This is a genomic window from Streptococcus sp. 2022WUSS037 (genome assembly GCF_044427225.1).
Lineage (GTDB): Bacteria > Bacillota > Bacilli > Lactobacillales > Streptococcaceae > Streptococcus.
In genome coordinates, this window is sequence record NZ_JAOTGJ010000006.1 from 37,879 (window position 1) to 50,443 (window position 12,565).

The window sequence follows — 12,565 nt, forward strand, 5'->3', positions numbered from 1 at the left end:
AAGCCATGATAAAACACAAATTATTCACCAGTTTACAAGAGGAAGAACATTGGATTAATTCGATTCAATCTGAAGGCTACCAGCTTGTCAAAGTAACACCGTGGACAGCAGCCTATCATTTTGAAAAATGTAGTGTCATCCCTCGTCCCATACGCCTTGATTTTCATGAACATATTGCAAAAGGAGAATATTCAAATTACCTCTCTCTATTTGAAGACTGTGGTTGGCAACCTATACAAGGCAGCCGTAGATGTGGCATCCATTATTTTCAACAAACAATCGAAGCTTCAAGCACAGAAATTTTTTCTGATACCGAATCGAAAAAAGCATTCTATTCACGCTACCAAAATTATGCCTACTCCTATTTCGGATTATTTCTGACCTTATTTTTTATCCATTACCAAGTTGGAATCCAAAATGGATACACACTTTGGAATCCTAAATCCTGGTACCTAACTCCAGGACTATGGGAACGGACTGGTACCAGTTTTTGGTTTGGTTTTCTCTTTGAAACCCCATTCGCATTGTTTAGAAGTGGCATCATTCCGTTATTTTTCCTTGCTTGGTCTATTTATTTCCTCCATATCGCTGAAAAAGGTAAAAAAGAAGCGAAGAAATTAGAAAAATACTGATGGCATACTATCCAAAAGAAAAAGATTGAAAAGAATTGACTGCAATCATCTTTTCAATCTTTTTTTAATTTTTACAACTCAACTGTCGCAACTTGACTATCTTGACTGACCTGTCCAAGATTTTCAAGGCTGACAGATTTGATTTCAGCTGTGTTTGTGAAGGCAACGACGATAGTTGTTTCACGTCCTGCTGAGCGAATAGCTTCAAGATCTGCAACAAGGAGCAAGTCACCTGCTTCAACGCGTTGGCCATCTGTTACCTTAGCTGAGAATGGAGCGCCGTTTAACGCAACCGTATCTATGCCGACGTGCACCAAGACTTCTACACCCTTGTCAGACAAAATACCGACAGCGTGTTTGGTTGGGAAGACACTAGTTACAATACCTGAAACTGGTGCGTAAACATTGCCGGAGTTAGGCTCAACTGCATAACCATCGCCCATCATTTTTTGTGAGAAAACTGGATCGTTCACTTCTGTGATGGCAATGGCTTGCCCTTCAGCAACAGAGTAAACTGTCTCCGTCACACCTTTGAACTGAGTCTCAGGAGCAACTTCTTCTGTCGCCACAATTTCCGTACGAGGAATAGCTACGCCTGATTCTAGCAAGTCTTGAATGTCTGATTTGAGAACATCTGCTTTTGGTCCATAGACTGCTTGAACACCTGAGTCTTTGATAATCAAGCCCATAGCACCAGCCTGTTTCCAAGCATTTTCATCTCCAACCTGTGCCATATCTTTAACACTAACGCGAAGACGAGTCATACAAGCATCCACATCAGCGATATTATCACGGCCACCAAGCAAGTTGATGATTTGAACCACTTGTGAATTGGCATCCGCAGTATCTACGTTTGAGTTAGAAACTACATCTGTTGTTTCTGTATCATAGTTACCATTGCGTCCAGCTGTTGCTAGATTGAATTTTTTAATCATAAAGTCGGCAATGAAGTACATACCAACTGCAAAGAGGGCTGTTACCCAGATGAAGTTAATAACATCCATACCGATACCAGCTTTAATCGCCATCGGTGTACGTGTAAGGAATTCGATATTACCAAATGAGTGCATACGCAAGTTGACAACGTCAGCCATGGCAAAGGCCGCACCTTGCACAAAAGCATAAACGACATAAAGTGGCATTGCTGCAAACATGAACATGAACTCGATTGGTTCTGTTACACCTGTCAAGAAGACGGCAAGTGCTGAAGAAATAAACATACCTTTGTACTTATGTTTTTTATCTTCATCCACATTGCGGTACATAGCGTAAGTCAATCCCATCAAAATCCCTGATGAACCAATCATTTGACCAACTTTGAAACGGGCTGGAGTAATGTTTGCAAGAAGGTCATTGTACTGAGCCATATCACCAGCGTCTTTGAGGTTGATCAAGTCTGTAATCCAAGCCAACCAGAGTGGATCTTGTCCAAATACTTGTGTACCTGCTTGTGCACCTGTCAAGATGTCATAGGTACCACCAAGTGACGTATAGTTCATTGGAATGGTCAACATGTGGTGCAAACCAAATGGAAGAAGCAAACGTTCCAAGGTACCATAAACAAAAGGCGCAAGAATTGGTGCTGTATCCTGTGAGCTTGCAATCCATTTACCAAAGCTGTTGATTCCTGTTTGAACAACCGGCCAAAAGATAGCTAATCCTAGCGCTACAAGAACTGAGCGATAGATAACCACAAATGGTACAAAGCGTTTACCGTTAAAGAAGGTCAAAACATCAGGTAATTTGCGGTAATTGTAGTATTTGTTATAGGTTGTTGCCCCTACAAAACCAGCGATGATACCAACGAAGACACCCATGTTCAGAGCAGGTTGACCCAAGATATTGACGAAGTAGCCTGAAACTGGAATCTCTGTTCCAAAAACAGTGGTTACGGTTGCCGCTGCATCTGCAAGCATGTCAGTCGTCACACCAAAGAAGTGACCTGTAATCAAGTTAATAAGGATAAAGGCAAGACCTGCTGAGAAGGCACCACCAGCCTTTTCCTTAGCCCAGCTACCACCGATAGCCAAGGCAAAGAGCAAGTGAAGGTTTCCGATAATCCCCCAACCGATTTGGGCGATAATATTCCCAATACGAATCAAGAGTTCTGATTCTGGGCTGATTAACGGAATAGAGTTTCCGATAGAAACCATAAGACCTGCTGCAGGCATAACTGCAATCACGACCATTAAACACTTACCGAATTTTTGCCAAAATTCGAAACTAAGAAATTTTTTCATTTTTTCTCCTTTATTTTTTGGCTCTGTGCCATTTTATACATTAATTTCAACTTCCACACCAAAATGGTCTGAAATAATCGGACGATTCTCTCCATTGAAAATCACTAAGCTGGATAAAACTTCCTTTTTCTGATTTAAGAAAATGTAATCCAATCGTTTTTCCTGACTGTGACCAGCCCAGCCATCAATAGCCTTTTCAACCGTAATCCCCTGGTCTTTTTCCATCGCTAGATTGTATGAATCATAAAGTCCAAGCTCTGTAATCGCTTCGTAGGCCTCTCGATCTGAGAAGGCATCGGTATTAAAATCTCCCATGAGAATCTTAAAACGTCTATTGCCAGTCCGTTCCACAATCGTACGAATGTTATCAAGCTGGTCTTCCTCTTCACTCCCCGGAAGATTGATGTGACAAGAATACAGGTCAATCAACTGGTCTTGATAGAAGACCGTCAAGCCCATAATTTTTCGTGATAGGATGGAATCAACAGATTTATTCTGACTACAATAAAATGGATCCACTTCATAAACTGGCAACTTGGTAAGAAAGGCAATCCCTTCTTCGTACTTATCGTAGCCGATATGTGAGTTACTCCAATAATATGAATAGTCAAATTGTCCCAAGGATCTTAATTTTTCTAATAAAATCAAGCCATAATTATCCGCCTTCAAGTCTTTCGTTACCAAATCAGCAGTTATGAGCTGATTGACTTCTTGAAGAGCGATGACATCATAAGCCTTTTCGGCTATTGTTTGGGCTAAAACATCTAGTTTTTCATCCTGCCTTTCTTCTAACCAGGCATGGACATTAATTGTTAGTAATTTCATTGCTCCCCCTCTCTCTGAAAATGCGTAACCGTTTTCTTTTTATAGAAATAGTATAACGTAAACGTTTGCATTAGTCAATAACTTTTCCGTAATATTTTAAACTTTTACGTAAAAGCCGTGTGTTCTACTAAATAAAATAGATGTATTGCCCCTTTCTGGCTCTTTTATGATACACTAATGGGTAGAAAGACAGGAAACTATGAGTAAGTATAAAAAAGTTTATCAAGATATTAAGAAAAAAATCGAAGAGCAGGTTTGGTCAACTGGACAGGCCCTACCGACAGAAAATGAATTAATGGAAGTGTATTCTTACTCCAAGGACACCATTCGCAAAGCACTATCTCTTCTTGAAATGGATGGTTATATTCAAAAGAAACAGGGGAAATCTTCTATTGTTATCGAACATGGTCTAATGAAGGACCAGTATCTTTCTGAAATTAAAACAGCGGGCGAATTGAACAAAAAATCACAGCACCAAATTCAGACCCAGCTTACTTCGCTTTATATTATTCAAGGTCAAGAAGATTTAATGTCAACTTTCGAAGTTGATGATAAGGTAGATTTCTATCGAGTGAGTCGGGTACGGACAATTGATGGTGAGCGGTTGGAATATGACATTTCCTATTTCGACCGTAGGGTCGTCCCTTATCTCAGCAAAGAAATTGCCGAAAGCTCTATTTACCGCTACTTAGAAGAAGAACTCCATTTAACAATTTCTCATTCCAGACGTGAAATCTCCTTCCGTTTTGCAAACGAAGAAGAAAAACAATTGATGGACTTAGGAGACTATGACATGGTCGTCGTGGTCACTAGTATCACCTATCTTTCAAATGGTCAAGCTTTCCAGTATGGAACAATTAGTTACCGTCCAGACAAAGTTAGCTTTGTTTCTATGGCGAAACGGTAAAAGGAAACTTTCGATTTTTTCGACCAAGTGTACAAAACTTCTAGAATTTTATAGTTATAAAAAGAATGTCTCCGCTTTTTTGCAGAGACATTCTTTGCATTTATATACTAAGGAGAGCACCAATAATGGTAAAAACTGATAGTTTTTTATTCTTCAACACATAGGAAGAATTGATCTGATAAGTTTTGGAGTGGTTCAATCAACTTTCCTACTAATTGTTGGAATTCAATTAGTTACTGTGCCAAATATCTTCGTTATACTGCTCGATTGTACGGTCAGATGAGAAGAATCCTGCTTTGGCGATGTTGTGAACAACTTTCTTGTTCCAAGATTCTTGATCTTCGTAGTCTGCAAAGACTTGCTCTTTGACTTCAATGTACTCCGCCAAGTCAATCAAGGTCATGAACCAGTCTTTAGAAATCAATTCATGGTGCAAGCGACCTAGACGCTCTTCATTACCGAGGGCAAGCACTTCATCGCTGACGATAAAGTCTACCGCACGTTTGATGTTGGCATCGCCATTGTAGTAGTCTGCAGATACGTAACCAGCCTTGTCGTACAAGTCGATAATAGTATCTGAGTCCTTACCAAATATGTAAATATTGTCCATGCCAACCAACTCTGCAATCTCAACGTTGGCACCGTCCATAGTACCAAGTGTCAAAGCACCGTTGAGCATGAATTTCATGTTACCAGTACCTGATGCTTCTTTAGAAGCCAATGAGATTTGCTCAGAAATATCTGTCGCAGGGATGAGTTTTTCAGCAACAGTTACATTGTAGTTTTCAACCAAATGAACATTGAGGTATTTATTTACTTCTGGATCATTATTGATCAACTCTGACAAGCAAAGAATCAAATGAATGATGTCTTGAGCGATAATATAAGCTGGGGCTGCTTTACCACCGAAGATAACAGTGATTTTACGTTTTGGAAGGTTACCATTCTTGATTTCAAGGTATTTATGGATAACATACAAGGCATTCATTTGTTGGCGTTTGTACTCGTGGAAACGTTTGATTTGTGTATCGATGATAGAGTTTTCGTCCAATTCGATACCCTTGTTATCTTTGAGGTAACGTTTAAGGGCCAACTTGTTCTTGTGTTTGATTTCTGCCAACTTAGCATGAACTTCCTTATCATCAGCAAAGGCAAGCAATTTCTCAAGTTTCGTCGCATCTGTCAAATACTCATCGCCAATCAATTCCTTGATGTAGTCTGCAAGGTCTTGGTTAGCAAATTCCAACCAACGACGGAAGGTGATACCGTTTGTCTTGTTGTTGAATTTTTCTGGGTAAAGCTCGTAGAAAGCTTTCAATTCAGAGTTTTTGAGGATTTCTGTGTGAAGTGCAGCTACACCGTTCACTGAGTTTGAGAAGTGGATATCCATGTGAGCCATGTGCACACGACCTGATTCATCAATGATTTGGACTGCTGGGTCTTTAATTTCTGCACGAATAAGGGCATCCAATTCCTTGATGATATCTACCAAGTGAGGCACTACTTCTTCTAGGAATTCAAGTGGCCATTTTTCAAGCGCTTCCGCTAAGATAGTGTGGTTTGTGTAACCAGTCATATTCTTAACGATGGCAACTGCTTCCGCAAATTCAATACCATGTTTTTCAGTCAAAAGACGGATCAACTCAGGAATCACCATTGATGGGTGAGTATCGTTGATTTGCACATAAGCGTAGTCAGCCAAGTCATGCAAGTTTGAACCGCGCTCAATTGCTTCATCAATCAAAAGTTGAGCAGCATTTGATACCATGAAGTATTGTTGGTAGATACGGAGCAATTCACCATTCTTATCAGAATCATCTGGGTACAAGAAGAGTGTCAAGTTTTCTTTAATATCAGTCTTGTCAAATGAAATGCCATCTGTAATCAAGTCATAGTTGACAGACTCAATGTCAAACAAGTTAAGGTAGTTCTTGGTTTCTTTTTTATAGCCAAGAATATCAAGACGATCTAACTTAGATTTCAACGTGAAGTTTTTAAATGGCACGTCATAACTGATATCTGTTGGAATCAACCAAGAATCATTTTCAATCCAGAAGTTTGGCTCTGCATCTTGTTGGTTGTCCTTGAAAACTTGTTTGAACAAACCGCAGTGGTAGTTGAGACCAACACCCTCACCGTTGATTCCAAGTGTTGACATAGAATCCACAAAGCAAGATGCCAAACGTCCAAGACCACCATTACCAAGAGATGGTTCTGGTTCCACGTCTTCAACTTGTGCTAAAGATTTTCCAGCAGCTGCCAATTCAGCTTTAATATCTTTATAGATTCCCAAGTTGATCAAGTTGTTTGACAAGAGTTTACCGATAAGGAACTCTGCTGAGATGTAGTAAACCTTGCGTTTACCTGTGTTTTTTGGTTTTGTAGCTGCAGCTTCTTTTACGTAGTTTAACAATTGAAGATAGATTTCTTCGTTTGTTAAATCAGCTAATTTTTTCGAAGTATTTGTTTCTGCAAATGTTGTAAAGTTAATCATGTTTTTCATTTCCTCGTTGATATAGTGTTGTCATTTTGACTAAGAAGTCTTTGCGTTCCTGGGTTAAATCTTCAGCTTTCATTCGCCATTCCCAGTTACCTCCGACAGTTGAAGGCATGTTCATGCGGCTTTCTTCGCCCAAGTCAAGAACATCTTGCATGGTCGCAATAGCTGTGTCGCTGACAGTGGCAAAGAGTGTTCGAAGCATGGCTTGAGTCACTGGCTCAATCGGCTTTCTGTTGGTATAGGCATCTACAAACTCCTGTTGTTCAGGCTCTAGATTGTTATACCAACCGTTGACCACCTCATTATCGTGTGTGCCTGTGTAGGCGATAGAGTTTGGTACGCAACGGTGTGGGATGTCAATGCTTCTCCCTGTCACATCGAAGAAGCCAAATTCTAGAATCTTCATTCCTGGATAGCCACAATCTGCAAGCAACTTACGAGCCTTGGCATCGATATTTCCTAGATCCTCTGCAATAATAGGCAAGTCGCCGAGTGTTTCCTTGACTGCCTTGAAAAGATTGTAGCCTGGACCTGGCTCCCAAGTACCAACCTTGGCAACTTTAGCATCTCCTGCTACCTGCCAGTAATCTGAGAAGCCTTTGAAGTGGTCAATTCTCAAGACATCGTAAAGTTTGAAACTCTCGTGAATGCGGTAAATCCACCAGTTGTAGCCAGTTTTTTCATGTTGCTCCCAATCGTAGAGTGGGTTACCCCAAAGCTGGCCATCTGCAGAGAAGTTATCTGCTGGCACACCTGCCACATAAAGCGGCTTACGCTCACTATCTAATTTGAAGAGCTGTGGCTTGGTCCAAACTTCCACACTATCGGCAGAAACATAAATTGGCATGTCTCCGATAATCTTAATGTGGTTTTGATTGGCATATTCTTTTAGCTGTTTCCACTGGCTAAAGAAGAAATATTGAGTGACTTTAAAGTAATCAATTTGGTCTGCCAATTCCAAGCGGTATTTTTCAAGAGCTTCTTCATTTCGAGCAACAACTTTCTTGTCATCCCACTCTTGTAGGGCCTTGTTTCCAAAGTGTTCTTTAATAGCCATGAATTCCGCATAGTCATTTAACCATGACGAATTGGCTTTTTCAAACTCTTGAAAGGCTGCTTTACGCTTGTCATCGCTCAAGAAGTTTTTAACGGCTCTTTCCAAAATCGGACGACGAGCCTCATAGATCAAGGCGTAGTCTACTTTTTCTGGATTGTCCCCAAATTTCACATCTTGGTAGTCAAAGTTGGCCAATAAATCTTCTTCTGCCAACAAATCAAAATCAATTAAATGGGTATTTCCTGCAATGGCAGAAAATGATTGATAAGGTGAATCTCCGTAACTTGTCGTTGTGAGAGGAAGGAGCTGCCAGTAGGTCTGCTTGGTTTCGACCAAGAAATCTACAAAGTCATAGGCAGGCTTTCCAAAAGTACCGATACCAAACTTACCTGGAAGTGAGGTAATATGCATTAGAATTCCACTGGTACGATTTGTCATAAAAACGCTTTCCTTTCTATCGAATACGTTTATTAGTTTAACGCAAACGTTTGCATTTGTCAAGGATTTATACAATATTTTTAAAACTTTTACGTAAAATCATTCAAAATCTCCCATAAATACGCATTCTACCGCTCTTGTTGCCGTTAAACAAAAAAAGAAATTCTGAGTATTGAACCTCAGAATTTCAATATTATTCTATTATTTTATGAAAAGGTTTGCTCGCTGATTTGAATCTCATTTTCCACCACATCAGCCAACAAGTTTGTCACATCTAGGTGATCCAGATAGTAATCTGTCACCTTGTCTCGAATCTGATTTTCAATCACACGGCGCAATGGACGAGCTCCCATAGCCTGATCATAGCCTTCTTCCATCAAGAACTCTTTGGCTGCCTCAGTCACTTCTAAGTGAATACCTTTTTTAGCTAGGGTCTTATTGACCTGGCCTAACATCAAATCAACGATTGCCTTGAGGTCTTCTTTGCCCAAGTGTTTGAATTCGATAACTGCGTTGAAACGGTTAAGGAACTCCGGACGGAAGAATGGTGCGATGCGGTCCATGATGTCTTGATTTTCTTCACCTTCTGGCATTCCATAACCAAAACCAGCATTTGAAGTCGCGATGACAAGGGTATTTTTGAAATTGACTTGGTTGCCCTGTCCGTCTGTCAAATGACCATCATCTAGCACTTGCAAAAGGAGGGTAATCACTTGTGGATCTGCTTTTTCAATCTCATCCAAGAGTACAATGGAGTAAGGATTACGACGGACACGCTCTGTAAGAGTATGGGAATTATCATCATAACCAACATAACCAGCTGTGGTACCGATTAATTTGGAAACGGCTGTCCGATCACTGTATTCAGACATATCCAAACGAATAATGGCCTCCTTGTTACCAAACAAGTCTAGCGCTAACTGTTTTGCCAACTCTGTCTTACCCACACCTGTCGGACCGACAAAGAGGAAGGAACCAATCGGACGGTTGCCGTCATCAAAACCTGCACGATTCCGACGAATAGCACGAGATACTGCTTCCACCGCATCGTCTTGACCAATTACATTTGTCTCCAGGCGATGTTTCAATTCCTTGAGTCGTTCAATGTCAGAAGCTCCCATTTGTGAAACTGGAATTCCTGTCATTCGCTCAACCGCCTGAGCCACATCATTAACAGTCGCTACCACTTTCTGTTGCTCCGTGTGGTTGTCAATTTGTTCTTGGAGCTTGTCGATGCGGACTTTTTCATTGAGTGCTGTTTCGTAATCTTCTTTTTCAGCTGCTTGACTTTGCAAAGCTTTAGCCTGTTCAATCTCTGCCTCCAAAGCCTGGATATCTGTAACAGGATGTTGTGCAGCTAAGTGAGCAGCAGTCACATCGACCAGATCAATAGCCTTATCAGGCAAGCTACGTTGTGGAATATATTGGACGGAATAATCAACCGCAGCTCTCAAGACCTCATCTGGCAATTCAATATTGTGGTGGGCTTCATAAAGCGGCTTGATACCTTTCAAAATCTGGTAGGTGTCTTCTGCGGACGGAGCATTAACCTTGACTTCATTGAAACGACGAGCCAGAGCAGCATTTTTGTGAATGGTATTGCGGTACTCGTCTTGCGTGGTCGCACCAATGACGGTCAACTCTCCACGTGACAGGGCTGGTTTGAGAATATCTGCTAAGCCCTTGGAACCTGAGTCTCCACCAGTGCTACCAGCTCCCAAAATCTGATGAATTTCATCAAAGAAGAGAATGATATTGCCAGCTTTTTTGACTTCATCCACAAGATTTTGCACATTTTCCTCAAAGGCTCCGCGGTACTGAGTCCCAGCTTCCAAGCCTGAAATGTCGATGGAGATGATTTCCTTGTTCTTAATGGCTGCTGGCACATCACCATTGACAATGGCTTGAGCCAAGCCTTCTACTACCGCAGTTTTACCAACACCCGCATCACCGACCAGAACAGGATTGTTTTTCGTACGGCGAGCCAGGATTTCAGATGTTTCTTGAATTTCCTTGTTTCGTCCAATGACTGGATCCAACTTCCCTTCACGCGCATCTTGTGTCAAATTGCAACCAAGTTTTGCCAGAATTCCGTCTGACTTTATCTGACCTTTAGCCTGGGTTTGAGCCACTTCTTCTGTCTGTGGCAGGCGACCAGTCTGACGGTAAATGGCAAATTCCTCCGGTGTCACTTCACGACCATTGATAGAATAGCGACGACGCTCTGTACTATAACCACCCATGTTGCCCATGAGTTGATTGAAAATATCGTCCATATTGTTAAAGTTATTGAAATTGTTATTCATCGTTTTTACCTCGTTTAAGTTTTATTTGTTTTTGACTTTTACTGACCTTTGTTTTAAAAAAATAGCTAGTAGGGTATAATCCTGTCTTTCATATTAACCTCCTTAGAAGTTTGTCTTTTACTGACCAATAGGTCCAAGAGTAAGTCAAACTCTTCTCGTTTGACCTAAACTGACCTTTTGTTCAAAGAATTCGTAAGGTCCTTTACCTTACGAATCTTATTTTACATCATTGGTCAGTAAAAGTCAATAGTTTTGTTTGACTTTTTTTGACTTTTTGATATAGTCTTTTAGTTTACTTTTAGTACTAGCTCTAAAGGTTTGGGGAACCTTTGGAGGTGGAAAATAGAGCGAACAAAGTTCGCATCAAAAGCTGCAGGTAGCTTCAATAGTCCAGTGGACTATTAAAGGTTGGAAATCGCACTTACGATAGTAAGTAACATTCGCAAGGTACGGCAAAGCGAGTTCAAATAATAATGAGATTATTTGAAGTTGGAGATAGAGGCTGGGCAAAAAGCCCAGCACCGCTTCTCAAAGTTAGTGTCAACATCTCAGCGCAGTGGTTGATTGGCAGATTTGTTCGTGTTTTACACTCCAAATCTAACCTAATCAACTGTGCGGGGGTGGGAAAACGAACTCTTCTATGAATGGTTTAGTTCTTTCCCACTCCCATTCGCCGCAGTAATAAAAGATAAACTGAATGACGCTAATAGGGTATAATCCTGTCTTTCATATAACCTCCTTAGAAGTTTGTCTTTTACTGACCAATAGGTTCAAGAGTAAGTCAAACCCTTCTCGTTTGACCTAAACTGACCTTTTGTTCAAAGAATTCGTAAGGTCCTTTACCTTACGAATCTTATTTTACATCATTGGTCAGTAAAAGTCAATAGTTTTGTTTGACTTTTTTTGACTTTTTGATATAGTCTTTTAGTTTACTTTTAGTACTAGCTCTAAAGGTTTGGGGAACCTTTGGAGGTGGGAAATAGAGCGAACAAAGTTCGCATCAAAAGCTGCAGGTAGCATCAATAGTCCAGCGGACTATTAAAGGTTGGAAATCGCACTTACGATCGTAAGTAACATTCGCAAGGTACGGCAAAGCGAGTTCAAATAATGATGAGATTATTTGAAGTTGGAAATAAGGAAACGAAGTTTCCTCATTCGCCGCAGTAATAAAAGATAAACTAAACGACGATAAAAAATCTAACTGACGGTAGATTTGATAGCTACTAGATGATAATCCCTTCCAAATGATCTAGTTCATGCTGAACAATCTGAGCTTGGAAGTCTGTCAGCTTTAGGCTCTGCTTTTTCCATGAAGCATCCAAAAACTCCATTTCAATCTCCTGATAACGAGTGGTGGGGCGGGTACCTTCCAACGACAGGCAACCCTCCTCAGTCTTATAAGGCTTGGCCTTGCTGATGAGGACGGGATTGTACATGACCAGGTTGGTAAAACCCATGTTGACGATGATAATCCGCTTTTTGACGCCAATCATGTTGGCCGCCATGCCCACGCATGCGTGAGCGTTGGCTACCAAAGTATCCTGTAAATCTTGACCTACCTGCACATCTAGCTGAGTCGCAGGCTCAGACTTCTGCTGCAGGAAGAAAATATCTTTCATTATGGGTTGAATCATGGGAACCTCTTTCGATAAAGTATATA

Annotated in this window: 8 protein-coding genes; 2 read left to right on the plus strand and 6 right to left on the minus strand. The window is 40.8% G+C overall.

What is annotated here, in order from left to right; genetic code table 11:
- Positions 1-5: 5 nt before the first annotated feature.
- Positions 6-632 (plus strand): DUF2812 domain-containing protein, encoded by a 627-nt coding sequence (locus ODU55_RS04130; protein WP_398581966.1) that lies wholly within the window; start codon positions 6-8, stop codon positions 630-632.
- 71 nt (positions 633-703) lie between these two features.
- Here ODU55_RS04130 and ODU55_RS04135 read toward each other — a convergent pair whose 3' ends face one another.
- Positions 704-2,872: a PTS transporter subunit IIBC gene (locus tag ODU55_RS04135; RefSeq protein ID WP_398581967.1), complete on the minus strand. Its 2,169-nt coding sequence runs from the start codon at positions 2,870-2,872 to the stop codon at positions 704-706.
- Positions 2,873-2,905: 33 nt separating this feature from the next.
- Positions 2,906-3,697: an endonuclease/exonuclease/phosphatase family protein gene (locus ODU55_RS04140; protein WP_253212387.1), complete on the minus strand. Its 792-nt coding sequence runs from the start codon at positions 3,695-3,697 to the stop codon at positions 2,906-2,908.
- A gap of 199 nt (positions 3,698-3,896) precedes the next feature.
- On the opposite strand from ODU55_RS04140, the gene ODU55_RS04145 reads away from it, so the two are divergent.
- Positions 3,897-4,604 (plus strand): UTRA domain-containing protein, encoded by a 708-nt coding sequence (locus ODU55_RS04145; protein ID WP_029186820.1) that lies wholly within the window; start codon positions 3,897-3,899, stop codon positions 4,602-4,604.
- Between the two features lie 229 nt (positions 4,605-4,833).
- On the opposite strand, the gene glgP is transcribed toward ODU55_RS04145, so the two are convergent.
- The 4 genes from glgP to ODU55_RS04165 form a co-directional block, all read right to left on the minus strand.
- Positions 4,834-7,098 carry a glycogen/starch/alpha-glucan family phosphorylase gene (glgP, locus tag ODU55_RS04150; RefSeq protein WP_398581968.1) on the minus strand — a complete coding sequence of 755 codons (2,265 nt, stop codon included), beginning with the start codon at positions 7,096-7,098 and terminating at the stop codon, positions 4,834-4,836.
- Entirely contained in the window at positions 7,091-8,599 is a 1,509-nt protein-coding gene (gene malQ, locus ODU55_RS04155) for a 4-alpha-glucanotransferase (RefSeq protein ID WP_398581969.1), read from the minus strand. Before malQ ends, glgP begins: the two co-directional genes overlap by 8 nt.
- 206 nt (positions 8,600-8,805) lie before the next feature.
- Complete coding sequence (locus ODU55_RS04160) at positions 8,806-10,905, minus strand: ATP-dependent Clp protease ATP-binding subunit (RefSeq protein WP_398581970.1); 2,100 nt, start codon at positions 10,903-10,905, stop codon at positions 8,806-8,808.
- Positions 10,906-12,128: 1,223 nt separating this feature from the next.
- Entirely contained in the window at positions 12,129-12,539 is a 411-nt protein-coding gene (locus tag ODU55_RS04165) for a peptide deformylase (RefSeq protein WP_398581971.1), read from the minus strand.
- Positions 12,540-12,565 lie beyond the last annotated feature (26 nt).

Bases quoted from the DNA above. Each gene is read 5' to 3' on its own strand.
- ODU55_RS04130 (WP_398581966.1), top strand. From the start codon at position 6: ATGATAAAACACAAATTATTCACCAGTTTACAAGAGGAAGAACATTGG.
- ODU55_RS04140 (WP_253212387.1), bottom strand. From the start codon at position 3,697: ATGAAATTACTAACAATTAATGTCCATGCCTGGTTAGAAGAAAGGCAG.
- ODU55_RS04160 (WP_398581970.1), bottom strand. From the start codon at position 10,905: ATGAATAACAATTTCAATAACTTTAACAATATGGACGATATTTTCAAT.
- ODU55_RS04135 (WP_398581967.1), bottom strand. From the start codon at position 2,872: ATGAAAAAATTTCTTAGTTTCGAATTTTGGCAAAAATTCGGTAAGTGT.
- malQ (WP_398581969.1), bottom strand. From the start codon at position 8,599: ATGACAAATCGTACCAGTGGAATTCTAATGCATATTACCTCACTTCCA.
- ODU55_RS04145 (WP_029186820.1), top strand. From the start codon at position 3,897: ATGAGTAAGTATAAAAAAGTTTATCAAGATATTAAGAAAAAAATCGAA.
- glgP (WP_398581968.1), bottom strand. From the start codon at position 7,098: ATGATTAACTTTACAACATTTGCAGAAACAAATACTTCGAAAAAATTA.
- ODU55_RS04165 (WP_398581971.1), bottom strand. From the start codon at position 12,539: ATGATTCAACCCATAATGAAAGATATTTTCTTCCTGCAGCAGAAGTCT.